This window comes from Rhodanobacter sp. UC4448_H15 (assembly GCF_052978265.1).
In genome coordinates this window covers 948263-972625 of sequence record NZ_CM129665.1, presented here as the reverse complement: position 1 = coordinate 972625, position 24363 = coordinate 948263, and the positions used below count along the sequence as shown (strand labels likewise).

The following is a 24363-nucleotide window of genomic DNA, read 5'->3' as shown; positions in this document are numbered from 1 at the left end:
TGGATCAGATCACGCGCGAATAGCGCGCCGCCTGTGCCTTGTCGTCGAGATAGGCGTCAAAGCACATGGCGATGATACGCAACAGCAGACGGCCCCGCGAGGTCACCCGCACCTCGCGCGCGTCGTCTTCCACCAAACCGTCGGCCACCAGCGGCGCGAGGCGTTCGCGCGCGCGCACGAAATATTCGTCGAACAGCAGCCGATGGCGCGCACCGAACTGCTGCTTGTCGACCACCCCGTGGCACATCAGCTCGCCGATCAGCTCGCGCCGGATCAGGTCGTCCTCATCCAGCTCCAGCCCGCGCGCCACCGGCAGCCGGCCAGCGTCCAGCGCCCCGTAATAGCCCATCAGGTCGCGCGCGTTCTGGCTGTAGCTGTCGCCGATGCGGCCGATCGCGCTGACGCCCAGCCCCACGATGTCGCAGTGGCCGTGGGTCGAATAGCCCTGGAAATTGCGTTGCAGCGTGCCGGCGCGCTGCGCCAGCACCAGTTCGTCGGTGGCCTTGGCGAAATGGTCCATGCCGACATAGACGTAACCCGCCGCCGACAACTGCGCCACCGCGCGGCCGAACAGGGCCAGCCGCGTGGCGGCGTCGGGCAGGTCGGCTGCGGCGATTTGCCGCTGCGCCTTGAACATCTCCGGCAGGTGCGCGTAGCCGTAGACGGCCACGCGATCCGGGTCGAGCGACACCACCTGCTCCAGCGTGCGGCTGAAGCCCTCGACGGTCTGCAGCGGCAGGCCGTAGATCAGATCCACGCTGGTCGAGCGGAACCACGACTTGCGCGCCGCCTCGAGCACCTCGCGGGTTTGCTCGAAACTCTGGATGCGGTTGACTGCTTCCTGCACCGCCGGGTCGAAATCCTGGATGCCCACCGACATGCGGTTGAAACCCAGCTCGCCCAGGCCGTGCACATAGGCACCGTCGGCGAAGCGCGGGTCGATCTCGATGCCGAATTCGCGATCCGCCGCGCGGCTGAAGCTGAAATGCCGCGCCAGCGATTCCAGCAGTTCGCCCATCTGGCGGATGTCGAGGAAGTTGGGCGTGCCGCCGCCGAAGTGCAGCTGGCGCACCGGACGGTCGCGGTCGAACAACGGCGCGATCAGCTCGATCTCGCGGTACAGCCGTTCGAGGTAGCGATCGGCCTGACTGTGGTCGCGCGTGATGATGCGGTTGCAGCCGCAGTAGAAGCACGGGCTCATGCAGAACGGCACGTGCACGTACAGCGAGAGCGGGCGCGGGATCGGCTCCTCGTTGGACGCCCGGATCACGCCGCGCAGCACGGTTTCGTCGAATTCGGTCTTGAACTGCGGCGCCGTCGGATAGCTGGTGTAACGCGGACCGGCCACGTCGTAACGGGCAATCAGCGCAGGGTCGAAGTCGGGAGGTTCGATGGGAGTGGCCATGGGGACGAGTCTGTCCACCCCCCTGCCCGTCCGCCTTGATCCGGATCAACCCGCCGGAAGTCGCGTCAACCTGCCGCAGCGTCTTTGATGCAGGGAATGGAGAATAGGGAATCGGGAATCGGGGAAACACGCACGCCGAGGTGCTCCCGCTGGCGAAACGCTTCACACGCAGGCATCGCCCGTCCTCGGTGAAGCGCTTGGCTCGCGCGGCGTGTCGACGGGCATGATGCTCTATTCCCTATTCCCTATTCCCTATTCCCTATTCCCTATTCCCTATTCCCTATTCCCCATTCCCGGCCTTTCAGCGCTTGAGCGGTTCGACCTGCTGCTCGATGGAGCCGAAGATCGAGGCGCCGGCAGCGTCGGTGACGTCGATCTTCAGGCGGTCGCCGAACTTGAGGAACGGCGTGGACGGCTTGCCATCGCGCAGCGTTTCCACGGTGCGCTGCTCGGCCAGGCAGGAGGCGCCCTTGCCGGTGTCCTGGTTGGCGATGGTGCCGGAGCCGACGATGGTGCCGGCGGTGAGCGGACGCGTTTTCGCCACGTGGGCCACCAGCTCGGCGAAGGAGAACTGCATGTCCACGCCACACTCGGCCTCGCCGAACCAGGCGCCGTTGAGCCAGGTGCGCATCGGCAGGTGCAGCTTGTCACCCTGCCAGGCGTCGCCCAGTTCGTCCGGCGTCACCAGCACCGGCGACAGCGCGGAGCGCGGCTTGGACTGCAGGAAGCCGAAGCCCTTGGCCAGCTCGCCCGGAATCAGTCCGCGCAGGCTGACGTCGTTGACCAGGCCCACCAGCTGGATGTGTCCGGACGCCTGCGTCGGCGTCGCCGCCATCGGCACGTCGTCGGTGACCACGATCACTTCCGCTTCCAGGTCGATGCCGAAATCCTCGCTGGGCACCACCACCGGATCGCGCGGGCCGAGGAAGCCGGCGCTGGTGGCCTGGTACATCAGCGGGTCGGTGTAGAACGAGGCCGGCACCTCGGCGCCGCGCGCCTTGCGCACGCGCTCCACGTGCGGCAGGTAGGCCGAGCCGTCGACGAACTCGTAGGCGCGCGGCAGCGGCGAGGCCAGCGCGTGGACGTCCAGCGCAAAGGCGCCAGCGGCATGGCCGGCATTCAACTCTTCGGACAGCGCATTGAGCCGCGGCGCCGCGTTCGACCAGTCGTCCAGCGCCGCCTGCAGCGTCGGCGCGATGGCGTCGGCCTTCACCGCGCGGGAGAGGTCGCGGCTGACCACGATCAGCGTGCCGTCGCGGCCGCCTTCCTTGAGAGATCCGAGTTTCATCGTGTCGCCTTGTATGTGCTTCGTGGATGGATGGCCGTCACGGCGCGAAGTGCTTCGCGATGCCCTGCCAGCAGGCGTAATAGTTCTGCTGCAACTGCGGCGCGTCCAGCGCCTGCTGCGTGGGCCGGATCACCTTGCGCGTCTCGAACATGAAGGCCATGGTGGCGGTGATGACGTCAGGCTTGGACAGGTCGGCAGTCGAAGCCTTCTCGAACGTCGCCGCATCCGGGCCGTGCGCGCTCATGCAGTTGTGCAGCGAGGCGCCGCCGGGCACGAAGCCCTCGGCCTTGGCGTCGTACACGCCGGTGATCAGGCCCATGAACTCGCTGGCCACGTTGCGGTGGAACCACGGCGGCCGGAACGTGTGCTGCGCGACCAGCCAGCGCGGCGGGAAGATCGCGAAATCCACGTTTGCCGTGCCGGCGGTGTCGCTGGGCGAGGTCAGCACGGTGAAGATCGACGGATCGGGATGGTCGACGCTGATCGAGCCGATCGTGTTGAAACGGCGCAGGTCGTACTTGTACGGCGCGTAATTGCCGTGCCAGCCGACCACGTCCAGCGGCGAATGGCCGATCTTCGCCGACCACAACGCACCCTGGAATTTCGCCACCAGTTCGAACGCGCCCTCGACGTCCTCGTACGCTGCCACCGGGGTGAGGAAGTCGCGCGCGTTGGCCAGGCAATTGGAGCCGATCGGGCCGAGATCCGGCAGCCGCAGCAGCGCGCCGAAGTTCTCGCAGACGTAACCGCGCGCCTCGCCATCGAGCAGGTCCACGCGGAAGCGCACGCCACGCGGAACCACCGCGATCTCCTGCGGCTCCAGCTCGATCACGCCCAGCTCGGTGGCCAGCCGCAGCCGACCCTGTTGCGGCACGATCAGCAGCTCACCGTCGGCGTCGTGGAAGAACCGCCCCTGCATCGAGCGATTGGCCGCATACAGATGGATGCCGATGCCCGCCTGCTCCGCCGGCCCGCCATTGCCGGCCAGGGTGACCAGGCCGTCGATGAAATCCGTCGGCTGCGCCGGCAGCGGCAGCGGATCCCAGCGCAACTGGTTCGGCGTGGCCGGCGCCTCGTCGAAACGATTGTGGAAGGTGGCATGCGCCAGCGGCTGGAACGGCTCGTGCACCGCCGCCGGGCGAATCCGGTACAGCCAGCTGCGCCGGTTGCTATGACGCGGCGCGGTGAACGCGGTGCCCGACAGCTGCTCCGCATACAGTCCGTGCGCCACGCGTTGCGGCGAGTTCTGTCCTTCCGGCAGCGTGCCGGGAATGGCCTCGCTGGCGAACTCGTTGCCGAAACCCGACTGGTAACCCTTGCTGACGCCGATCGCCATGGGAACCGCTCCTCAGAGGAAACCGCGCTTCATCTGGTCGCGCTCGATCGACTCGAACAGCGCCTGGAAATTGCCTTCGCCGAAACCTTCGTTGCCCTTGCGCTGGATGATCTCGAAGAAGATCGGGCCGATGCAGTTCTGGGTGAAGATCTGCAGCAGCAGGCGCTTCTTCGTTTCCTTGTCGGCGTCGATCAGGATCTTGTTCTTCGCCAGCCGCGGCACGTCCTCGCCGTGCCCGGGGATGCGCTCGTCGATCACCTCGAAATAGGTGTCGGGGGTGTCGAGGAACTCCACGCCGGACGCGCGCATCTTCTCCACCGTGGCGTAGATGTCGTCGGTGAAGCAGGCGATGTGCTGGATGCCTTCGCCGTGGTAGGCGTCGAGGTATTCGTTGATCTGGCTCTTCGGGTCGTTCGACTCGTTCAGCGGGATGCGCACGACGCCGTCCGGCGCGGTCATCGCCTTGGAGACCAGGCCGGTCTTGGCGCCCTTGATGTCGAAGTAGCGGATCTCGCGGAAGTTGAACAGCTTCTCGTAGTAGTCCGACCACTTCTGCATGTTGCCGAAGTACAGGTTGTGGGTGAGATGGTCGATGAAGGTGAGGCCGAACCCGGTCGGGTTCTGCTCCGCCCCCGCGATCGCCACGTAATCGGCGTCGTAGATGCTGCCGAGGTTGCCGTAACGGTCGACCAGGTACAGCATGCAGTCGCCGATGCCCTTGATGACCGCCGCGTTGACCGCCTTGCTGGCTTCCTTGTGGCCGACCTGCTCGCCGCCGTTGTCGAGCACCGCCTGCAGCACCTGCGCGCCGGGCTTGCGGAAGCGGATGCCGAAACCGCAGGCGCTGGGGCCGTGTGCCTTGGCGAAATCCGCGGCGAAGGAATCGGGGTCCTCGTTGACCAGGAAGTTCACGCCGTTCTGCCGGTAGACGGTGATTGGCCGCGACTTGTGTTTCAGCACTGCCGCGAAGCCCATCCGCTTGAACAGTTCGTGCAGCTCCCCGGCACGACCGGCGGGCGCGGCGAACTCGACGAATTCGAAGCCGTCGATCCCCATCGGGTTGTCGAAGGTGCTGACCTGCATGCCAAGGTTGGGCTGGGCGTTCATGGCGCTCTCCTGATTGTCGGTGCACGATGGCCGCCCACGAGCGTGCCATCACCACTGGTAATCCTTCGTTATAGTTACAAATGAAACCAATTGCAAGGAACCCGTCCATGTCCCTCCGCCACAAGAGCACGCCGGCCCGCGCCGAGCACGCCCCGTTGCAACTGGAGCACTTCCTGCCCTACCGGCTGTCGATCCTGTCCAACACGATCAGCCAGACGATCGCCGACGACTACCAGAGCCGCCACGATCTCTCGGTGACGGAATGGCGGGTGATGGCGGTGCTGGCCCGCTTCGAAGGGCTGTCCGCGCGCGAGGTGGCCGAGCGCACGGCGATGGACAAGGTGGCGGTGAGCCGCGCGCTGGCGCGCCTGGTCGCCGCGGGCCGGGTGGATCGCACGGTGCACGACAACGACAAGCGCCGCTCGGTGCTCAAGCTCAGCGCCGCCGGCTGGGCCATCCACGACGACGTCGCCCCGATGGCCCGCGCCCGCGAACGTGAAGTGCTGGCCAAACTCGATGCCGAGGAGCGCCAGTGGCTGGAGCGGATACTGGACAAGCTGCTGGCCTGAAGGCCGAGAATGGGGAATAGGGAATCGGGAATGGGAGAGCACAGCGCCGCGGCGTGAGCTTTGACGATTCTCCATTCCCTATTCCCCATTCCCGGCCTCAACGCACCCCGTGCATCAGCCGGTTCACCAGCGGCGCGATGGCGAGCAGCAGCGCGCCGGCGCCGAGCAGCAGCCAGAAGCTGAAGGTGAAGCCGTCGAGTGCGGCGCTGGCGGTGAGGCCGTGGGTGCCGGTGATGCGGCTGGCGAACAGGCCGGACAGGTTGCCGCCCACCGCCAGTGACAGGAACCAGCCGCCCATCGCGAAGCCCACCAGCTTCGGCGGCGCCAGCTTGGTCACCATCGACAGGCCGATCGGCGACAGGCACAGCTCGCCCAGGGTCTGCATCACGTAGCACAGCACCAGCGGCCAGAACGGGATCAGCCCGTCGGTGCCCAGCAGCTGTCCCAGTGCGTACACCAGCACCAGGAAACCCAGCGCGTTGAAGACCAGGCCGAAGCCGAACTTGCGCGGGATCGAGGGCTCGCGCCGGCGCCTGTCCAGCCACGCCCACACCGCCGCCACCAGCGGCGCGAACACGATGATGGCCAGCGGGCTCACCGACTGGAACCAGCCCACCGGGAAGGTCCAGCCGCCGAACAGCCGGCGATCCACCAGGTTCTCGGCGAGGAAATTGAAGGTGGTGCCGAGCTGGTAGTAGAACATCCAGAACAGCACGTTGAAGGCGAAGATGATCAGCATCGCGATCACCCGCCGGGTCTGCACCCGGCCGTGCCGCGCCGCCTCCGTCAGCAGCATCGCCGCCACCACCACGAACAGCGCACCCAGCACCCATTGCAGGCCGCGCGCGCCGATGCCCGAGAGCAGCCAGTACATCACCGGCACCGCGGCGAACGTGCCGGCCGCCACCCACAGCACGCGCCAGCGGCTTTCCGCGCCGTTCGCAGGCCGGCCCACGCCCTTGAGCTGGCGCCGGCCGAACCAGAACCACAGCAGGCTCAGCAGCATGCCCACGCCGGCGGTGATGAACACCAGCCGGTAATTCTGCTCCAGCGGGGTGGCGGTGAACTGCGCGGCCATCCAGCCGGTAAGCAGCGGCGCAATCAGCGCGCCCGCATTGATGCCCATGTAGAACAGGGTGAAGCCGCGGTCGCGGCGCGGGTCGTCGCGGCCGTAGAGCTGGCCCACCATCGAGGAGATGTTCGGCTTGAACAGGCCGTCGCCGACGATCACCAGCGCCAGCCCGAGCAGCAGCATCACGCGGTCGGGCAGCGCCAGCACGAACAGTCCCGCCGCCATCACCGCCGCACCGAGCAGGATCGTGCGTTGATAGCCGATCAACTTGTCCGCCACCCAGCCGCCGAAGATGCCGGTGCCGTAGATCAGCGCGGTGTACGAACCGAAGATCGCGCTGGCCCACGCCTGGCCCGAACTGTCGCCGTGGTAGAACTCGGCCACGATGTACAACGCCAGCGCCCAGCTCACGCTGTAGAACGCGAAGCGCTCCCAGAACTCGGTCATGAACAGCATCCACAGCGGTCGCGGATGCCCGAGCAATGGCGGGAAATCAGGCGTCGGGACGACGTCGACGGTACCGGTCTGGCTCATGCAAGTCCTTCATCGGCATGCGTGAGGCAGCCGCAAGCGCCCAGATGTAACCGGGCGCCAAGCGTCGCGTCAATGGTTGAGAGTCAGGGAGTGGGGAATCGGGAATCGGGAATCGGAAGAGCGGGACGAGGCTTCGCGTTGCCGCTTTGACCATTCCCTATTCCCTACTCCCTATTCCCTGCCTTCACCTAACCCCGTGCATCAGCTTGTTGATCAGCGGCGCGAGCAGGAACAGCAGCACGCCGCCGCCGAGCAGGATCCAGAAGCCGGAGGTGTAGCCGGAGAGGGCCGAGTCCACGGTCATGCCGGACTCGCCGCTGACGTGGGCGGCGAACAGGCCGGCCAGGTTGTTGCCGATCGCGGTGGACAGGAACCAGCCGCCCATGCCCAGCCCGACCAGCCGCACCGGCGCCAGCTTGGTCACCATCGACAGGCCGATCGGCGACAGGCACAACTCGCCGGCGGTCTGCAGCACGTAGCACAGCACCAGCGTCCACAGCGGAATCATGCCGTTGTCGCCGACCAGGCTGGACAAGGCATACATCAGCACCGCGAAACCCAGCGCGTTGCCGATCAGGCCCAGGCCGAACTTGCGCGGGATCGACGGCTCGATGCGCCGCTTGTCCAGCCAGCCCCAGGCCAGTGCGATCAGCGGCGCCAGCAGCACGATCGCCACCGGGTTGACCGACTGGAACCAGCCGATCGGGAACATCCAGCCGCCCAGGTCGCGATCCACGATGTGCTGCGCCAGGAAGTTGAACGAGCTGCCGGCCTGTTCGAAGAACATCCAGAACAGCACGTTGAAGGTGAAGATGATCAGCATCGCGATCACCCGCTGGATCTGCACGCGGCCGGTGCGGATCGCCTCGATCACCAGCATCACGCCCACGCCCAGGAACAGCGCGGTGAGGAGCCACTGCAGCACCACCGCGCCGGCGCGATCCATCAGCAGGTACACCAGCGGGATCGCCACCAGCACGCCGATCGCCACGTACACCACGCGCATCGGGTTGGCCATCTCCGGCGAGGGCCGGCCGACCGGACCGAGCTGGCGCCGGCCGAACCAGAACCACACCAGGCTGATCAGCATGCCCACGCCGGAGGCGGCGAACACCACGTTGTAGCTGTGGTGCCCGGGCGTGCCGAACACCTTGTTGGCCAGGATGCTGGTCAGCACCGGCGCAATCAGCGCACCGGCGTTGATGCCCATGTAGAACAGCGTGAAGCCGCGGTCGCGGCGCGAGTCGCCCGGCGCGTAGAGCTGGCCGACCATCGAGGAGATGTTCGGCTTGAACAGGCCGTTGCCGACGATGATCGTGGCCAGGCCCAGCATGAACACCTCGTGGCTGGGCAGCATGATCATGAACAGGCCGGCCGCCATCACCACCGCGCCGAGCAGGATCGAGCGCTGGTAGCCGAGGATCTTGTCGGCCACGTAGCCGCCGAACACCGCGGTGGCGTAGACCAGCGCCAGGTACGCGCCGTAGGTGCGGCTGGCATCCGCCTGGCCGGCGTCGTTGCCGTCCCAGAACTGCGCCACGATGTAGAGCGTGAGCGCCCAGCGCATGCCGTAGAACGCGAAGCGCTCCCAGAACTCCGACATGAACAGCATCCACAGCGGTCGCGGGTGGCCAAGCAGTTGCGGGTATTCCGGCAGCGGCGCGGCCGTGGAGTTGCTCGTCGTCATGGGGTTTCCGTGAGAGTGATGCGCCGGCTGCGGCCGGCGTGATCGCAAGATATTGCGTCGAAGATGTAACCGGCCCACGGCGCGCCGTCAACCCGCGGCACGCCGGCGCACCGTCGCCACCGCCATGCTTCGTCGCGCGACGAAACCTCCCCGCGGCCGCCGACTTACACTGCGGGCATGCGCAAAACCGTCTGGCCCGAACACCTGTTCAAACCCGCCGCCGCACTGGCCGAACCCAGCCGCGCCGCGATGCTCGCGGCGCTGCTGGATGGCGTCGCCCTGCCTGCCGGCGAGCTGGCCCAACTGGCCGGCATCAGTGCCGCCACTGCCAGCGCGCACCTGGCGCGACTGGTCGCCGAGGGCTTCGTCGCGGTCGAGCCGCAGGGCCGCCACCGCTACTACCGGTTGGCCAATGCCGACGTGGCCGCCGCCCTGGAGGCGATGGCCAGCCTGATGCCACGACCGCCACCGCGCCAGCGGCCGGGCGATCCGTCGCTGTGGCGTGCGCGGTTGTGCTACCACCATCTGGCCGGCCAGCTCGGCGTGCTGTTGCGCGAATCGCTGCTGCAACGCGGCTGGCTGCAACTCGATGGCGACGGTTGCGGCCTCAGCCGGGCAGGACGCGACGCGCTGCAGCGGCTCGACCTGCTGGCCGCCGACAGCCCGGCCACCTTGCGCGGCCGGCTATGCCTGGACTGGACCGAACGCCGCCATCACGTCGGCGGTACGCTGGGACGCGATCTGGCGCACGGCATGATCGATCGGGTCGGCTGGCTGCGCCGGCGGCCGAGCAGCCGCGCACTGACACCTACCCCGCTGGGCGCGGCGGCGCTGGCGCGCGAGTTCGGCATCGACGCCGACGCGCTCGACGCCGTTTCCGGCTGAGCGAGTCGCCGTCGTCAGACGCCGAGTTCGGTGCGCACGTCGAGCAACTCGGGGAAAAACTCCAGGTCCAGTGCCTTCTTCAGGAAACTCACCCCGGACGAGCCGCCGGTGCCGCGGCGATGGCCGATGATGCGCTCCACCGTCTTCATGTGGCGGAAGCGCCAAAGCTGGAAGCTCTCCTCCACGTCCACCAGTTGCTCGCACAGGTGGTACTCCGGCCAGAAATCCGCACGGCCCTCGTAGATGCGCTTGAGTACCGGCAGCAGGCCCGCGTTGCGGCGGTAGGGCTGGGTCCAGTCGCGATCGAGCAGCTCGGCCGGCACCGCATGGCCGCGGCGCGACAGGTAGCGCAGGAACTCGTCGTACAGGCTGGGTGCCTCCAGCACCGCACGCAATCCGGCCTGCGCGACCGGGTCATGCGCGAACACCTTGAGCATCGCGGCATTCTTGTTGCCCAAGGTGAACTCGATCTTGCGGTACTGCAGCGACTGGAAACCCGACGATGGCCCCAGCACGCCGCGGAACTCCAGGTATTCCGACGGAGTGAGCGTCTCCAGCACCGCCCATTGCTCGAACAGTTGGCGCTGCACCTGCTTCACCCGCGCCAGGATCTTCAGGCAGGCATCGACATCATCGCGCTGCAGGTGCGCCACCGCGGCGGTGAGCTCGTGCAGCATCAGCTTCATCCACAGCTCGGCCACGTGGTGCTGCACGATGAACAGCATCTCGTCGTGATGCGGCGGATTGCTCAGCGGCTGCTGCGCCGACAGCAAGGTGTCCAGCTGCAGGTAGCCGCCGTAGGTGATCTGTCCGTTGAGGTCGGTCTGGATGCCCGCTTCGAGATCGCGCTGGTTGTCGCTCATGGTGTTCCGTCGTGTCATCGGAAACGGGCATGGTAACGGCTGGGGCGACGCATGAACCTTGATCCAGGACAGAGGCGCAGCCCTCCCCGTGCGCGATGCTTTCCGGAACGGAATCCGGGATTCGCGGAAGCATCGCGCACGGAGTGCTCTCCTGCAGGGGTTTCGGGCTCCGCAACCGCCCTTCCATACCGCCACGCATGCTGCACTGTACCTTGCAGTGCAACATGCCAGCCTGTTATCAAGCGCGGTCTTGCGCAGTCGTTTGCGGCCCGATCGCAACCGGCGGGACATGCGCCACCAGGTTTTCCTCTGTACTCACTCCGGAGCGAGTCGTGACCATCGCCGCCAAGTTTGAAATCGAATACCTGCAGTACCTCGATGCCGAAGGCAAGGAAGTCCGCAAGGATCTCCCGGCCTTCGCCAAGGACCTCGACCACATGGTCGAGCTGTACAAGCTGATGCTGTCCACCCGCGTGTTCGACGCCAAGTCGATCGCGCTGCAGCGCACCGGCAAGCTGGGCACCTACGCCAGCTGCCTCGGCCACGAGGCTGCCCATGTCGGCATCGGCAGCGCGATGAAGCCCGAAGACGTCTACGCACCGAGCTACCGCGAATACGGCGCGCAGCTGTATCGCGGCGTGCAGCCGCGCGAGGTCTACATGTACTGGGGGGGTGACGAACGCGGCAACGACTACCAGAAGGAGCCGGCGCGCCACGACTTCGCGTGGAGCGTGCCGATCGCCACGCAATGCCTGCACGCGGCCGGCTCGGCGCTGGCGTTCAAGATCCGCGGCGAGAAGCGCGTGGCGGTGTGCACCATCGGCGACGGCGGTTCGTCCAAGGGCGATTTCTACGGCGCGATCAACATCGCCGGCGCGCAGAACCTGCCGCTGGTGGCGGTGATCGTCAACAACCAGTGGGCGATCTCGGTGCCGCGCAAGATCCAGTCCGGTGCGCCGACGCTGGCACAGAAGGGCATCGCGGCCGGCCTGTTCTGCATCCAGGTCGACGGCAACGACATCATCGCGGTGCGCAAGGCGATGGAGGACGCACTCGATCGCGCGCGCAACGGCGAAGGCGGCAGCGTGCTGGAACTGGTCACCTATCGCCTGGGCGACCACACCACCGCCGACGACGCGCGTCGCTACCGCGGCAAGGACGAGGTCGACGAAGCCTGGGCCAAGGAGCCGATGAAGCGCCTGCGCAACTGGCTGGTGGCGAAGAAAGTGTGGGACGACGCGAAGGAAGAGGCGTGGAAGGCCGAATGCGACGAGTGGATGGACAACGAGGTCAACGCGTACCTGGAAACCAGGACCCAGCCGGTCTCGGCGATGTTCGACTACACCTTCGCGGAGCTGCCCGCCGACCTCGAAAAACAGCGCGACCACGTTCTCTCGCTTGACCAGAAGGCCCACTAAGCCATGGCACAAATCACTCTCATCGAAGCGGTCACCCAGGCGCTCGCCTACGAAATGGCCCATGACGAATCGGTCGTGGTGCTGGGCGAAGACGTCGGCGTCAACGGCGGCGTGTTCCGCGCCACCCAGGGCCTGCAGGAAAAATTCGGCGAACTGCGCGTGCTCGACACGCCGCTGGACGAAACCACCATCGCCGGCGTCACCGTCGGCCTCGCCGTGCAGGGCATGAAGCCGGTCGCCGAGGCGCAGTTCGAGGGCTTCATCTACCCGATGATGGAGCAGATCGCCTGCCATGCCGCACGCATGCGCAACCGCACCCGCGGCCGCCTCACCGTGCCGGCCGTGTGGCGTGCGCCGTGGGGCGGCGGCATCCGCGCACCGGAGCATCACTCCGAGGCCAACGAGCACCTGTTCACCAATATCCCCGGCCTGCGCGTGGTGCTGCCCTCCTCCCCGGCGCGCGCCTACGGCCTGCTGCTGGCCGCGATCCGCGACCCCGATCCGGTGATGTTCTTCGAGCCCAAGCGCATCTACCGCCAGTACAAGGAAGAGGTGCCGGACGATGGCGAAGCCCTGCCGCTGGACGTGTGCTTCGTGCTGCGCGACGGCAGCGACGTCACCATCGTCACGTGGGGCGCGCAGGTGAAGGAGTCGCTCGAAGCGGCCGACGCGCTGGCCGCCGAAGGCATCAGCGCCGAAGTGATCGACGTGGCCACGCTGACCCCGCTGGACTTCGACACCATCGCCGAGTCGGTGGCCAAGACCGGTCGCTGCGTGATCGTGCACGAAGCCCCCAAGACCGCCGGCTTCGGCGCCGAGATTGCCGCCCGCCTGGCCGAGGAATGCATGTACGACCTGCTTGCCCCGGTCGAACGCGTCACCGGCCCCGACACCCACATCCCGCTGTTCCGCCTGGAAATGAAATACCTGCCGAGCGTGGAACGCGTCGTCGACGCGGCGAAGCGCACGTTGGCGGCAAGCTGAGCTTGCCGCCGGGAATCGGGAATAGAGAATAGGGAATGGGCAAAGCCAAAGCGCAATGCCCGCCCGCTCTTCCGATTCCCCATTCCCTATTCCCTATTCCCGGAAAAACCAATGGCTGACATCAAGACGTTCTACCTCCCCGACCTCGGCGAAGGCCTGCCCGACGCGACCGTGGTCGAGTGGCACGTGAAGGTGGGCGACACCATCAAGCTCGACGCACCGCTGTGCTCGATGGAAACCGCCAAGGCGGTGGTCGACGTGCCCTCGCCCTACACCGGCAAGGTCGTCAAGCTGCATGGCGCACCCGGCGACATCATCGAGACCGGCGCCGCGCTGGCCGAGTTCGAACCCGATCCGAACGCCAAGCAGCGCGCCGAGGCCGAGGCCACCGGCCACCACCACGGCCCGAAAAAGCCGGCCGCCGGCGCCGGCACGCCCACGCCGAACCCGGACGACGCCGACGACCAGGTGATCGCCTCGGACGAAGGCGGCGAGATCGCGCAGACCGGCAAGGAGCGCGAAGACGAAGGCACCGTGGTCGGCGCGATGGTCAGCGGCAACACCGTGCACGTCGAGCAGGCGGCCAGCATCGGCGGCGTGAAGGCGGTGCCGGCGGTACGCGCGCTGGCGAAGAAGCTCAAGGTCGACCTCTCCCGCGTGAGCCCCAGCGGCGCCGGCGGCGTGGTCACGATGAAGGACGTCAAGGACGCCGCCGCGAACGGCACCGCCGCGCTCGGTGCCGCCCCGGCCCGCGCCGTGCCCGCTTCCGCCGGCCGCCACCTGGCGCCCGAACTGCCGCCGGCCGAGCCGCAGCGCGGACCGGTCTCGCTGGCCGGCAAGCCGGTGCGCACCGCGCCGCCGAGCGTCACCGCCACCGGCCAGCCGGAACAGTTGAAGGGCGTGCGTCGCAACATGGCCCGAGTGATGGCCGACGCCCACGCGCAGGTCGTGCCGACCACCCTGGTCGACGACGCCGACCTGCACGCCTGGATCGGCAAGCAGGACATCACCGCGCGCCTGATCCGCGCGATCGTCGCCGCGTGCAAGACGGTGCCGGCGCTGAACGCATGGTTCGACGGCAAGAACCTCACCCGCACGCTGCACCCGCAGGTGGACATCGGCATCGCGGTGGACACCGACGACGGCCTGTTCGTGCCGGCGTTGCGCAACGCCGACATGCTCGACGCGGCCGGCATCCGCACCGCGATCAAGCGCCTGCGCACGCAGGTCGAGGACCGCACCATCCCCGCCTCCGAGTTGTCCGGCTACACCATCAGCCTGAGCAACTTCGGCATGTTCGCCGGCCGCTACGCCACGCCCGTCGTGGTGCCGCCGACCGTCGCCATCATCGGCGCCGGCAAGCTCGGCCACGACGTGGTGGCGGTGATGGGCGGCATCGAAGTGCACCGGCGCATGCCGATCAGCCTGACCTTCGACCACCGCGCCGCCACCGGCGGCGAAGCAGCCCGCTTCCTCAAGGCGCTGCTGGACGATCTGTCCCTGCCGAACTGAGCGGGCGACCCCCGGCAGAAAACAGGGCGCCCGCGGGCGCCCTGTTTCTTTCACGCTCGCGGGCGGGTACGGCCCCCGTTCCCGGACAACATCCCGCGCTACCGGCGACGCGCAGTACCGCCGTACCCGATCCAGATCCGTTCGCACTTGAGGGCGAGGAAGTCGAGGCGCTGCCCTCCGACTTCGGGCGCGCAGGCCGCCGCGCGGGGAAACCGGTCGGCGGCAGCGCTCGCCGTCGTCTCCCACCGTGCCTCGGCAACCTCAAACCGCCGTCCGTCGCCTGACGTGTTCCCGGCAATGCCGCCACTGGCAACACTGCCGGGCAATGCACTCCGGAACCGGCCCGATGACTCCTCCGCCCGACGCGACGACGCCTGCCAGCGACAGCCTTTGCGCCTCCGATCCACGGATACGCAATTCACCGGCGGCGGCCTTCGCTGGCACGCGACCACCTGCGCACGGAAAATCCGTGCTGCAGGCCGCGGCGACGGGCTGGTTCGTGGTGGCCGGACTGGGCCAGCTGATCTTCGTCGCGTACCTGTTCGGCTTTTACGGCCGCACCGCGCTGCTCGGCCAATTCGACGCCTGGAACCGGATCTTTCCACGCGCCCACGTGGCGGGAGATCCGCTGCACAACGCCGCGGTGGCCGCGCACCTGGCTTTCGCGGCGCTGATCACCATCGGCGGCCTGCTTCAGTTGGCGACGGGCGTGCGGCGGCGGTTCCCGCGTTTCCATCGCTGGAACGGACGCATCTATCTCGCCTCGGCGTTCGTGATGGGCGTGGGTGGCCTGGCGATGGTATGGACGGGAACCAAGGTGGGCGGCCCATGGCAGCACGTCGCGATCAGCATCAACGCGATCCTGATCCTGTTGTGTGCGGCGATGGCGTTGCGCCACGCCATGGACCGTCGCTTCGCACTGCATCGGCGCTGGGCGCTGCGCCTGTTCCTGGCGGTGAGCGGCGTGTGGTTCTTCCGCATCGGCCTGACGTTCTGGATATTGCTGAACCAGGGGCCGGCGGGTTTCGACCCGGAGACGTTCACCGGGCCGGCGCTCACCACCCTCGCGTTCGCCCAGTACCTGCTGCCGCTGGCCGTGCTCCAGCTCTACTTCCACGCGCAGGACCGAGGCGGGTCGCGCGGACGCACGGCCATGGCCGCGAGCCTGTTTGCCGCGACGCTGCTGACGGCGGCCGGCATCTTCGCCGCGTCGATGATGCTGTGGCTGCCGCATCTGCGGTAGCGCCAGCTTGCTATCGCTGCGCCATGCCCGCCAGGGATTCACCACCCAAACCGGAAGACTTCGCGCGTGCCCGGCGGGTGGCGCCCGTTCAATAATCGCGCACGTCCAGCAACAGGAAACAGCGCGCGCTGTAGTCGCCGGCTTGCGGCCATGCGACGCTGGCGAGCGCCAGCGTGCCGGCGGTCCACAGCTCGTTGTCGAGCAGTGCCTCGCAGCGCGAATCGCCATCCGCGGCATGGCTGTGCACGAGGCGCACCCAGTGCAGTTCGGGGCTGAGCGCTTCGCGCTTCAATGCCGCCTCGATCGACGCCAGCGCCTCGGTGGGCATGCTGGCGGCATCCGCGCCGCGTGCACCGAACGGGCCGATGAACACGTCCCACGTGCGCACGCCGATCTCCCACGCGGCAATGCGCATGCGGCGGTCGTCGGTGACGTACCAGCACGCGGCCAGCAGCGGGTGGAACGCATCGTGCTCGAACGCGCGCAGCGCGTCGCGGCAACCGGTGTCGCCGCCGCCCGCTCCGGCGAAGCTCTCCTCGATGTAGCGCTCCTCGCTCAGCACCACGTCGACGTCGAGCCGGCCGGGCTCGCCCGCCGCACCCGCATGCCAGGCAGCGCGGATCGCCGGAAAGTCGCCGTCGGTGACCAGCCAGCCGTCCTCGTCCGCTTCCAGCTCGACGTCGTGGCGCTCGAACAACTGCAACAGGTATTTCTGCAACGCCGCGCTGTCCATCGTCATGCCTGCGAGGGGGTGGTGTCGTTCGACGGCAGCTCGCGCCAGGTCAGGTAGACACGCAGGTCGAACTCCAGCTGATGGTAGTCCGGCAACATGTGCGTGCACAGCTGGTAGAACGCCTTGTTGTGCTCCATCTCTTTCAGGTGCGCCAGTTCGTGCACCACGATCATCTGCAGGAACTCCGGCGCAGCGGCCTTGAACAGGCTGGCCACGCGGATCTCCTTTTTCGCCTTGAGCCGCCCGCCCTGCACGCGCGAGACCGCGGTGTGCAGGCCAAGCGCGTTGCGCAGCACGTCGAGCCTGGCGTCGTACAGCACCTTGTCGATGCCGGGTGCATTCTTCATGTGCTGCTGTTTCAAGGCAGCCACGTAGGCATACAGCGCCTTGTCGCTCTGCACGTCGTGGCGCGCCGGGTAACGCCTGGCCAGGTGCTCGCCCAGGCGCTCCTGCGCAATCAGCGCGCGCACCTTGCCCTGCAGCGTGGCGGGGTATGCCTGGAGATACTTGAGCGCGACCATGCGGCCATTCTCGCACTGCGCCGCCTCGATCCGGGTGGAGCGCCCACGGAAGTCGCGCGGATGCGACGACGCGCGCCGCTACATGTCGAAGCGGTAACTCAGCTTGACCAGCAGTTGCTCGTCGTCGCGCAACGCAAAGCTGTTGCCGAGGACATCGCCCGTGTGGCGCGCCAGGCCATCCATCGCGTAACCGCCGCGGCCGTAGACCACGTACAGGTAGGACAGCGGAGCCAGCTCGTAGCGGTAGCGGATCTGCAGGCCGAGGTTGCGCACGTTGAAGTCGTCGATCGGCTCGTCGCTGGCCTCGGCGCGGCCGCTGGCGCCGACGCGGTAGCCGCCGCGCAGGCGCGCGTCCAGGCCGATCGCCTGCAGCTTCACGCGCAGTTCCTGGCGCGGGTCGATGGCCCAGTCGAAACCGGCATCGAGTTGCAGCGTGTGCTGGTCGAAGCGGCCGATCAGGTTGTCGTGCTGCCAGACCAGCCAGTCCGGAATGCGCTGCCAGGACGGCCCGGCGTATACGCTGAAGGCGTCGTTGATGAAGTAGGTGGGCACGAACTCGATGTCGAAGGCGGCCTGCCGGTTGCCGCCGAGGCCGCCGGTGAAAACCTCCGCATCCAGCTTGAACGCCCAATCGCCGTGGCGCGGACTGATGCGCTCGTAGAAGAAATCCAGCGACGGCGGCAGGAACAGCGCGCCATGCCCGCGCGTCAGCAAGTCGTCCCAGCCGGCCGTGTTGACGTTGAGCTGTGCATCCTCGGTGGTGCCGTCGCGCAACGTGCTGGTGCGGCGGATGCGCAATTGCCGCCGCAGGCGCAGGCCGTGGTCGTTGTCCAGCGCGTCGACGCGGAAATGCCAGTCGTGCGAGCTGTAGGCCGAGTCCGCCGGCAGCGAGGCGTAGCGCTTGCGCACCTCCCAGTGGGCGTAGTTGAAATTGTTGCGTTCGAGGTAGCCGAAATCGTTGACCTGCAGCCGGTCGCCGAAGTGCATGCCCAGCCATTGCTGGCGCCAGCCGTCGCCCATTTCCAGGTCGGCGATGACGGTGCCGCCGCTGTCGCGCGTGTGCGTTCCCGATTGCAGGATGTCGCTGGCCACCACGTTGGTGGCGATGGTCAGCTGCGCGGTGGGCTGCCAGTGGTGATCGACGCCGAGCACGGTCGCCTCGCGATCCAGCCATGGCCGGTCGACGCGGGTCAGCAGCATGCCCAGGCTCTGCGTGCCGAAGTCGTGGGTCACCCGCGCAGCCCCGAAGAAGCGCCCGGCCCGACCGTCCTCGTCGGCGGCCAGCACGCCGTAGCTGGTGGTGCCGACGCTGCCGTTGAGCTTCACCGCGGCGTCGATGTCCGCCGCGCCCATGCCATCGTCCGAAGGACCACCGACGCGGCGCGTGTAGACCAGCTGGCTGTTGTCGTCGAGCAGGCTGAAATCGAAGATGCCCTGGTTCTCGGTGAAGAACGGGCGCTTGTCGCTGACGTAGGTTTCGGTGGCGCCGAAGTTGACCACCAGGTCGTCGCTCTCGACCTGGCCGAAATCCGGGTTCAACGCCGCGGTCAGCTGGAACTGGCCGTTCGGTTTCCACAGGATGTCGGCGCCCTGCTGGAAATGGCTGCGGCCGCGCACGTTGTCGTACAGGCCCGACGCATACGGCGTGATCGCAAACAGCGACTGGTGGTACTGCGGCACCTCGATCCGCTCGAACTCGGACAGGAAGCGCGGGCGCATGAAGCTGGCCACCGGCCATGCGTCGCGTTCGCCGGTGGAGCCGGTGACGCGATCGAGATAGATGCCGAGCGTGCGCTGGCCGTCCTTCGCCGCATGCATCGGCGCGGTGTACCAGGGGATCAGGATCTCCACGCTCCAGCCGGCCGCATCTTCGCTCACCGCGTGCTGCCAGCTGCCGTCCCAGTCCTTGTTGAACCGGCTCTCGTTGGTGATCACCGCATCGTTGATGCCGTTGGTCGAGCTGACCACGAAATCGTAGCCGGTGCGCCCGTCGCCGTTGAAGTCGACCATCACGTTGACGCGGTCCACCTGGTCGTCGAAATCGCGCTGCACGCGCTGGCGCGTGCGCGGCACCTCCGGTGGCTGGTCGCAGCGGAACGCCACCGCCAGCCCCTCCGGCGTCGCCAGCACCCAGGCCTCGGTATGCAGCGTGCCGGGCTGGCCGTTGAGCGGCTGGGTCTGGCGAAAATCGGTGATGTGTCGTGCGCCGGCCCACTCGGCCGGCTGGATGTGACCGTCAATCTCGACGGCGAGCGCCGGCGCCGAGGCCGCGGCCAGGGTCAGGAACAACAGGCATGCAAGGCGCATGTCGGGGAATCCACGGGGAGAGAATGCCGCGCGGCGCAGTGGAACCGGCGCGCTCGGCATGGGGTAGATGCACAGCTTGCCGCGAAGGTTTGAATTCCTCGACGGCCATTGGTCATGCAAAGGGCATGACGCAGGCGCGGCCCGCACCGCGCCGGGACACGATCAGCGCTTGCGCCCCCACCACCACTGGCGCAGCACCAGCGCCGGCACGATCACCGCGGCAAATGCGCCGTAGCCCCACAACGCGGGCAGCACCTGCTGCCAGATCGACCCGCTGACCGGGCCGAATTCGCCCGGCTCCGGCAGCACGGCCGAATCGAAACCGGCAAGCGCGGCGAGCGCGGTGGCGATGCCGGCCAGCAGCAGCACCAGCACGTCGAACGTGCGCCGGCCCGCCGTTCGCGGCAGGCTGCGCGGCCAGATCCAGTAGATCACGCACAGCACCAGCAGCCAGGGGGCCAACAACAGGATGGACAGGTAACGCACGGATATCTCCTTTCAGGGCGCGGCGGCGAGTCGGAACGACGAGAGCACCACGACCATTCAATCCTGCGTCGCGAGCTGGTCCAGCGCGAGCCGCAGGCGCGTCAGCGCCTGCTCGCGCGCGGCTTCGTCCGGATAATCCGGCGTGCTCGCCACGGCCTCGCCATCGATCTCCAGCACCAGATTCGCGCCGCGCACCTGCACCACGGCCGCGGTGGCGCCCAACTGCTTCAGGCGCTTCTGGCTTGCACCCGCCGCCTTGGGGTCGGCGAACGGCACCGACAGCAGCAGCTCCTCTCCCTCGGCCGAGAACAGGCGGAAACGAAAGCGGCCGTCGTCGTCGCGAAAACTGGCCAGCCGTGCGACGCGCTGCACCTTCGCCGGCCGCGCCGGGCCCGCCGCTGCGCCAGCCGTGCGCATCGCACGCAAACCCAGCACCTCGCGCAGGCCGGCCACTTTCGGCGTGGCGATCGCCCGCGCCTTGCGCGCGCCTTCCTGCAGGATCACCTCGATCGCGGCCGGGTCGGCCATCAGCGTGTCGTAGCGCTCGCGCATCGGCGCCACGTCGGCTTCGATGCGCTCGTACAGCACCTGCTTGGCTTCACCCCAGCCGAGCCCCTCCTCCAACGCGCGGCGGAATGCCGCCGTTTCGGTCTCGCTGGCAAAGGCGCGGAAGATGGTGAACAGCGCGCAGCTGTCCGGGTCCTTCGGCTCGCCGGGCAGGCGCGAATCCGTGACGATGCGCATGATCGCCTCGCGCAGCTGCTTCTTGCCGCCAGCGAACAGCGGGATGGTGTTGTCGTAGCTCTTGGACATCTTGCGTCCGTCGAGCCCCGGCAGCGTGGCCACCTGCTCCTCGATCAGCGCCTCGGGCAGCACGAAGAATTCGCGCCCGTGCAGATGGTTGAAACGCTGGCCGAGGTCGCGCGCCATCTCGATGTGCTGGATCTGGTCGCGCCCCACCGGCACCTGGTGCGCATCGAACGCCAGGATGTCGGCCGCCATCAGCACCGGATACATGTACAGGCCGGCGGTGATGCCGGCGTCGGCGTCCTCGCCTGCCGCGGCGTTCTTGTCCACCGCCGCCTTGTATGCGTGCGCGCGGTTGAGCATGCCCTTGGACGCGATGCAGGTCAGGAACCAGGTCAGCTCGGGGATTTCCGGGATGTCCGATTGCCGATAGAACGTCACCCGCGCCGGATCGAGCCCCGCCGCCAGCCAGCTCGCCGCAATCTCCAGCCGCGACCGCTCGATCCGCGCCGCGTCGTCGCTCTTGATCAACGCGTGGTAATCGGCCATGAAGTAGAACGCGTCCACGTCCGCCCGTCGACTGGCCGCGACGGCGGGACGGATCGCCCCGACGTAGTTGCCCAAGTGGGGGGTGCCGGTGGTGGTGATGCCGGTAAGGACTCGAGTCTGCATGCTGCGCTGCGCAAGTAAAGATTTCAGTTTACGTCATCGCCCCGCCAAGGCAATCCGGCCGCGGGCGTCACGCGATGGTTGAGTGCGACCGCGACCAATGAATGCCTCAGCGGATCAGCGTGGATTTGCCGAACAGCGACTCGATCAGATCCACCGCCAGCTTGGCGGTGGCGTTGCGGCGGTCGAAGGCGGGGTTGAGCTCGACCAGGTCGAGCGAGGCCATCCGGCCGCTGTCGGAGATCATTTCCATGCACAGCTGCGCCTCGCGGTAGCCGGGGCCGCCGCGCACGGTGGTGCCGACGCCGGGCGCGATGCTGGGGTCGAGGAAGTCGACGTCGAAGCTCACGTGCAGGTGGGTGTTGTCGTCCATGCCTTCCAGTGCCTGCTCCATCACCCGCTTCATGCCGTCCTCGTCGATCCGGCGCATGTCGAAGATGCCCACGTTGGCTTCGCGCACGAGCTGCTTCTCGCCGTAGTCGACCGAGCGGATGCCGATCTGGCGGATCACGTCGGGGGTGATCGCGGGGGTGGCGCTGCCGATGTGGGTGAGCACCCGGGGGCCGCGGCCGCACAGGCAGGCCACCGGCATGCCATGGATGTTGCCCGACGGCGTCGCCTCGGCGGTGTTGAAATCCGAATGCGCGTCGAGCCACAGCACGCGCAGCTGCTTGCCGGTTTCACGGCAGTGGTCGGCCACCGCGCTGATCGAGCCGATGGCGAGGCAATGGTCGCCGCCGAGCATGATCGGCAGGCGGCCGGACTGCAGCTCCTGGCGAACAGCCGTATAGACGGCCGTATTCCATGCGGCCACTTCGTCGAGATGGCGATAGCCGTCGACCGGCGGCAGCCACGGATTGAGCGGCCCCTGCAGGTTGCCGCGGTCGATTACCTGCAGGCCGCGCTGTTCGAGTTTGGCGGCCAGGTTGGCGACGCGCATGGCTTCCGGCCCCATCGAGGCGCCACGGTGGCCGGCGCCGATGTCGGTGGGAACGCCGATCAGTGAAACGGTTTGTGTGTTCATGAAGTTCTTGCCTGCGGTGGAGTCCGGCGCGCACGCTGACGCGGTGCACCGGCACGGTGGATCACGCGGCGTCCATGGCGCTGTACCGGGACATCGCGCAAACATGGTGCGCGGTCGTGGACGCAAGAATGCATGCGCGGCGATGACCGCCGCGCATGGTGCAAGTCTAACGGATCAGGTCGTGGGGGCCGCGTCACGCGCGATGCATGACCCACCACGCCATGACGGGCGGGTGGCCTGCGACGACAGCGGAACCCGACGCCCGTGGGCTGCCATGGCCACGCTCTGGCCCGCGCGCCGTGTGGTGGCATGACGGAAGGACAATGCCAGCCTCCGCCGGACCGACGAAGGGGCAAGCGGGCGTGTCGAGGTGGGCCACGCAACGCCCGTCTTGCGCCTTGACGCGGTGGACGTCAAGGACGGATCTGCTGCGGACAACAGCTTGCCTTCGCCGGAACGACGAGCCCGAAACCGGGTCGGGACGCCGTCAAGTCAGAGGTGCGTCGTCGCGCATGCGTTCGAGTTCATCCTCGCGGCGCGATCGCGCGCCGGCCCGCCACGTCACCAGATCGCCCGCCGCACGCGCTGTCGCGCCCGCGGTAGCTGGTTTGGCCGGTTTCCCCCACAGCATCCCTGCAAACAGCTGCAAGCCGCGCCAAAGGGCGGGCTGCACATACGGTGTTTGCATGTCGATCACTCCCGGCTACCCCTGCGTAGCCGTTGAAGCGATCGTAACAAATTTCGCGACGCACGCACGCCGCGCCGCAACGTACCGCCAAGCTTTGGGCTCAGGACACGGCGGTCATCGGGGAGCGGCGTACCTCGGCGTACTGCACCAGCGGGATGCTGAAATCGTTGCAGATCATCTCCACGCGGGCGGCGGTACCGGAGCTGGCGTGCTCCTCGCGGGCCAGGCCGCGGCCCAGGCGGATGGCATGGGCAAAGCGCAGGCGGTCGAACAGGACGTCCGGGCCGCTGCAGATGCGCCACAGGCCGTGGCGGCTTTCCTTGATGGTCAGGACCACGCTCATGGGCGCCCCCTCGGCCGAAGAATAGAGACCGATGCGCGCAGGGGCGCACCGGAGCTTGCCAAGGATGCGTCGAGGCCTGGCGCCGGGTCTGTCAGCGCAGGCCTACAGTTGCTGTGGGGAGTCGGCGCGCCGCGGACGGATGGCGCGGCGGCGGCCATGCAGGCGGATGGTGCCGGCACCAGGAATCGAACCCGGGACCTGCTGATTACAAATCAGCTGCTCTACCAACTGAGCTATGCCGGCGCAGGCGGGGATTCTAGCAGCGGGGCGCTGCGCTCGCTCAGAAGCAGCGGATGTCGTGCGTGCCGAGGTCGCTGGCGCCGAGGTACTGGCGCCAGTCGAAGGGTTGGGCGGTGGCGATGGCGAGGTCGAGCCAGTACTCCGGGACGCTTTCGCTGCGCTCGCTCATGCGCGCGGGAAAGCCGGCGGCGGCCACCTGGTCCAGGCGCTTGCGCGCATTGGCCGGGTCGCGGAACAGGCCGAGCGACACCGTGTTGGCCTGGTCGCCGGAGCCGACCACGAAATAGTCGTTGATGTTTTTCGCGGCAAGCTGGCGGGCCGTCTGCAGCGCCTGCGCACGGCTGGCGACGGCGGGCAGGTAGACCCACCACGCGCTGGGCTGGGTGGTCTGTTGCTGGCGCGAACGCATGCGCGCGACGTGCCCGTCCAGCGCCTGGCGCGCGCTGCGCAGGTCCTGCGGCGTGTCAAACGGCCCCAGCGCCATGCAACGAAAGCCTTGCGAGGCATCGACGGCCGCGGCCGGCGTTTCGGGCACCGCGATCGTGCCTTCCGCCGCGGGCAGTTCCGACAACAGTTGCAGTGGCGCCACGCCCGGGTCGGTGGCGTCGCCGACGTGCCGGTAGGGCTGGCCCAGCAGCAGCCACGCTCCGACCGCGATATTCAGCGCGCTCAACAGGACAAACAGCAGACGCAGGAACATCG

22 protein-coding genes and 1 tRNA gene are annotated in these 24363 nt (G+C 67.7%); 6 read left to right on the top strand and 17 right to left on the bottom strand.

What is annotated here, in order from left to right; translation table 11 throughout:
• Positions 1-4: 4 nt before the first annotated feature.
• From hemN to hppD, 4 genes are all read right to left on the bottom strand, one after another.
• Positions 5-1405: an oxygen-independent coproporphyrinogen III oxidase gene (gene hemN / locus ACVCMI_RS04235; protein WP_395116267.1), complete on the bottom strand. Its 1401-nt coding sequence runs from the start codon at positions 1403-1405 to the stop codon at positions 5-7.
• A gap of 301 nt (positions 1406-1706) precedes the next feature.
• Positions 1707-2693 carry a fumarylacetoacetate hydrolase family protein gene (locus tag ACVCMI_RS04230; protein WP_447097335.1) on the bottom strand — a complete coding sequence of 329 codons (987 nt, stop codon included), beginning with the start codon at positions 2691-2693 and terminating at the stop codon, positions 1707-1709.
• A 37-nt stretch (positions 2694-2730) separates the two neighbouring features.
• Positions 2731-4029 carry a homogentisate 1,2-dioxygenase gene (hmgA, locus tag ACVCMI_RS04225; RefSeq protein ID WP_447097336.1) on the bottom strand — a complete coding sequence of 433 codons (1299 nt, stop codon included), beginning with the start codon at positions 4027-4029 and terminating at the stop codon, positions 2731-2733.
• A 12-nt stretch (positions 4030-4041) separates the two neighbouring features.
• On the bottom strand, positions 4042-5136 hold the full coding sequence (hppD, locus tag ACVCMI_RS04220) for a 4-hydroxyphenylpyruvate dioxygenase (RefSeq protein ID WP_447097337.1): 1095 nt from the start codon (positions 5134-5136) through the stop codon (positions 4042-4044).
• Positions 5137-5243: 107 nt separating this feature from the next.
• Here hppD and ACVCMI_RS04215 point away from each other — a divergent pair, with 107 nt between their 5' ends.
• Entirely contained in the window at positions 5244-5705 is a 462-nt protein-coding gene (locus ACVCMI_RS04215) for a MarR family winged helix-turn-helix transcriptional regulator (protein ID WP_395116257.1), read from the top strand.
• Between the two features lie 97 nt (positions 5706-5802).
• Here ACVCMI_RS04215 and ACVCMI_RS04210 read toward each other — a convergent pair whose 3' ends face one another.
• Together ACVCMI_RS04210 and ACVCMI_RS04205 are read right to left on the bottom strand one after the other, a co-directional pair.
• On the bottom strand, positions 5803-7311 hold the full coding sequence (locus ACVCMI_RS04210; protein ID WP_447097338.1) for a peptide MFS transporter: 1509 nt from the start codon (positions 7309-7311) through the stop codon (positions 5803-5805).
• 184 nt (positions 7312-7495) lie between these two features.
• Positions 7496-8998: a peptide MFS transporter gene (locus ACVCMI_RS04205; RefSeq protein WP_395116253.1), complete on the bottom strand. Its 1503-nt coding sequence runs from the start codon at positions 8996-8998 to the stop codon at positions 7496-7498.
• Between the two features lie 177 nt (positions 8999-9175).
• Here ACVCMI_RS04205 and ACVCMI_RS04200 point away from each other — a divergent pair, with 177 nt between their 5' ends.
• Positions 9176-9883, top strand: a complete 708-nt coding sequence (locus tag ACVCMI_RS04200; RefSeq protein ID WP_395116251.1) for an ArsR/SmtB family transcription factor — start codon at positions 9176-9178, stop codon at positions 9881-9883.
• Positions 9884-9897: 14 nt separating this feature from the next.
• Here ACVCMI_RS04200 and ACVCMI_RS04195 read toward each other — a convergent pair whose 3' ends face one another.
• Positions 9898-10746, bottom strand: a complete 849-nt coding sequence (locus tag ACVCMI_RS04195) for a tryptophan 2,3-dioxygenase (protein ID WP_395116249.1) — start codon at positions 10744-10746, stop codon at positions 9898-9900.
• A 332-nt stretch (positions 10747-11078) separates the two neighbouring features.
• Here ACVCMI_RS04195 and pdhA point away from each other — a divergent pair, with 332 nt between their 5' ends.
• The 4 genes from pdhA to ACVCMI_RS04175 all read left to right on the top strand — a co-directional run bounded on the left by pdhA (position 11079) and on the right by ACVCMI_RS04175 (position 15903).
• Positions 11079-12164: a pyruvate dehydrogenase (acetyl-transferring) E1 component subunit alpha gene (pdhA, locus tag ACVCMI_RS04190; RefSeq protein WP_447097339.1), complete on the top strand. Its 1086-nt coding sequence runs from the start codon at positions 11079-11081 to the stop codon at positions 12162-12164.
• A gap of 3 nt (positions 12165-12167) precedes the next feature.
• Positions 12168-13148 (top strand): alpha-ketoacid dehydrogenase subunit beta, encoded by a 981-nt coding sequence (locus ACVCMI_RS04185; protein WP_447097340.1) that lies wholly within the window; start codon positions 12168-12170, stop codon positions 13146-13148.
• Between the two features lie 111 nt (positions 13149-13259).
• Complete coding sequence (locus ACVCMI_RS04180; protein WP_447097341.1) at positions 13260-14660, top strand: dihydrolipoamide acetyltransferase family protein; 1401 nt, start codon at positions 13260-13262, stop codon at positions 14658-14660.
• Between the two features lie 469 nt (positions 14661-15129).
• A complete protein-coding gene (locus ACVCMI_RS04175; protein ID WP_447097342.1) occupies positions 15130-15903 on the top strand; it encodes a DUF2306 domain-containing protein in 774 nt (257 codons plus the stop codon).
• A gap of 88 nt (positions 15904-15991) precedes the next feature.
• Here ACVCMI_RS04175 and ACVCMI_RS04170 read toward each other — a convergent pair whose 3' ends face one another.
• The 10 genes from ACVCMI_RS04170 to ACVCMI_RS04125 form a co-directional block, all read right to left on the bottom strand.
• Positions 15992-16636 carry a DUF6348 family protein gene (locus ACVCMI_RS04170; protein ID WP_447099490.1) on the bottom strand — a complete coding sequence of 215 codons (645 nt, stop codon included), beginning with the start codon at positions 16634-16636 and terminating at the stop codon, positions 15992-15994.
• A gap of 2 nt (positions 16637-16638) precedes the next feature.
• On the bottom strand, positions 16639-17157 hold the full coding sequence (locus ACVCMI_RS04165; protein WP_447097343.1) for a YgjP-like metallopeptidase domain-containing protein: 519 nt from the start codon (positions 17155-17157) through the stop codon (positions 16639-16641).
• 78 nt (positions 17158-17235) lie between these two features.
• The gene (locus tag ACVCMI_RS04160; RefSeq protein WP_447097344.1) at positions 17236-19464 is read right to left on the bottom strand and encodes a DUF5916 domain-containing protein; all 2229 of its coding nucleotides are present in this window, start codon (positions 19462-19464) and stop codon (positions 17236-17238) included.
• Positions 19465-19626: 162 nt separating this feature from the next.
• Positions 19627-19950 (bottom strand): hypothetical protein, encoded by a 324-nt coding sequence (locus ACVCMI_RS04155; RefSeq protein WP_447097345.1) that lies wholly within the window; start codon positions 19948-19950, stop codon positions 19627-19629.
• A gap of 57 nt (positions 19951-20007) precedes the next feature.
• On the bottom strand, positions 20008-21369 hold the full coding sequence (locus ACVCMI_RS04150; RefSeq protein WP_447097346.1) for a tryptophan--tRNA ligase: 1362 nt from the start codon (positions 21367-21369) through the stop codon (positions 20008-20010).
• 106 nt (positions 21370-21475) lie between these two features.
• The gene (gene rocF / locus ACVCMI_RS04145; protein ID WP_447097347.1) at positions 21476-22390 is read right to left on the bottom strand and encodes an arginase; all 915 of its coding nucleotides are present in this window, start codon (positions 22388-22390) and stop codon (positions 21476-21478) included.
• A 487-nt stretch (positions 22391-22877) separates the two neighbouring features.
• Positions 22878-23078 (bottom strand): hypothetical protein, encoded by a 201-nt coding sequence (locus ACVCMI_RS04140; RefSeq protein WP_447097348.1) that lies wholly within the window; start codon positions 23076-23078, stop codon positions 22878-22880.
• A gap of 100 nt (positions 23079-23178) precedes the next feature.
• Positions 23179-23421 (bottom strand): hypothetical protein, encoded by a 243-nt coding sequence (locus tag ACVCMI_RS04135; RefSeq protein WP_395116221.1) that lies wholly within the window; start codon positions 23419-23421, stop codon positions 23179-23181.
• A 167-nt stretch (positions 23422-23588) separates the two neighbouring features.
• Positions 23589-23664 (bottom strand) — tRNA-Thr (locus ACVCMI_RS04130).
• A gap of 37 nt (positions 23665-23701) precedes the next feature.
• Positions 23702-24361 (bottom strand): SPOR domain-containing protein, encoded by a 660-nt coding sequence (locus ACVCMI_RS04125; protein WP_447097349.1) that lies wholly within the window; start codon positions 24359-24361, stop codon positions 23702-23704.
• Between the last annotated feature and the right edge of the window lie 2 nt (positions 24362-24363).

Coding starts and splice junctions, on each gene's coding strand:
- hemN (WP_395116267.1), bottom strand. CDS start 1,405: ATGGCCACTCCCATCGAACCTCCCGACTTCGACCCTGCGCTGATTGCC.
- ACVCMI_RS04230 (WP_447097335.1), bottom strand. CDS start 2,693: ATGAAACTCGGATCTCTCAAGGAAGGCGGCCGCGACGGCACGCTGATC.
- hmgA (WP_447097336.1), bottom strand. CDS start 4,029: ATGGCGATCGGCGTCAGCAAGGGTTACCAGTCGGGTTTCGGCAACGAG.
- hppD (WP_447097337.1), bottom strand. CDS start 5,136: ATGAACGCCCAGCCCAACCTTGGCATGCAGGTCAGCACCTTCGACAAC.
- ACVCMI_RS04215 (WP_395116257.1), top strand. CDS start 5,244: ATGTCCCTCCGCCACAAGAGCACGCCGGCCCGCGCCGAGCACGCCCCG.
- ACVCMI_RS04210 (WP_447097338.1), bottom strand. CDS start 7,311: ATGAGCCAGACCGGTACCGTCGACGTCGTCCCGACGCCTGATTTCCCG.
- ACVCMI_RS04205 (WP_395116253.1), bottom strand. CDS start 8,998: ATGACGACGAGCAACTCCACGGCCGCGCCGCTGCCGGAATACCCGCAA.
- ACVCMI_RS04200 (WP_395116251.1), top strand. CDS start 9,176: ATGCGCAAAACCGTCTGGCCCGAACACCTGTTCAAACCCGCCGCCGCA.
- ACVCMI_RS04195 (WP_395116249.1), bottom strand. CDS start 10,746: ATGAGCGACAACCAGCGCGATCTCGAAGCGGGCATCCAGACCGACCTC.
- ACVCMI_RS04185 (WP_447097340.1), top strand. CDS start 12,168: ATGGCACAAATCACTCTCATCGAAGCGGTCACCCAGGCGCTCGCCTAC.
- ACVCMI_RS04180 (WP_447097341.1), top strand. CDS start 13,260: ATGGCTGACATCAAGACGTTCTACCTCCCCGACCTCGGCGAAGGCCTG.
- ACVCMI_RS04170 (WP_447099490.1), bottom strand. CDS start 16,636: ATGGACAGCGCGGCGTTGCAGAAATACCTGTTGCAGTTGTTCGAGCGC.
- ACVCMI_RS04165 (WP_447097343.1), bottom strand. CDS start 17,157: ATGGTCGCGCTCAAGTATCTCCAGGCATACCCCGCCACGCTGCAGGGC.
- ACVCMI_RS04160 (WP_447097344.1), bottom strand. CDS start 19,464: ATGCGCCTTGCATGCCTGTTGTTCCTGACCCTGGCCGCGGCCTCGGCG.
- ACVCMI_RS04150 (WP_447097346.1), bottom strand. CDS start 21,369: ATGCAGACTCGAGTCCTTACCGGCATCACCACCACCGGCACCCCCCAC.
- rocF (WP_447097347.1), bottom strand. CDS start 22,390: ATGAACACACAAACCGTTTCACTGATCGGCGTTCCCACCGACATCGGC.
- ACVCMI_RS04140 (WP_447097348.1), bottom strand. CDS start 23,078: ATGCAAACACCGTATGTGCAGCCCGCCCTTTGGCGCGGCTTGCAGCTG.
- ACVCMI_RS04135 (WP_395116221.1), bottom strand. CDS start 23,421: ATGAGCGTGGTCCTGACCATCAAGGAAAGCCGCCACGGCCTGTGGCGC.
- ACVCMI_RS04125 (WP_447097349.1), bottom strand. CDS start 24,361: ATGTTCCTGCGTCTGCTGTTTGTCCTGTTGAGCGCGCTGAATATCGCG.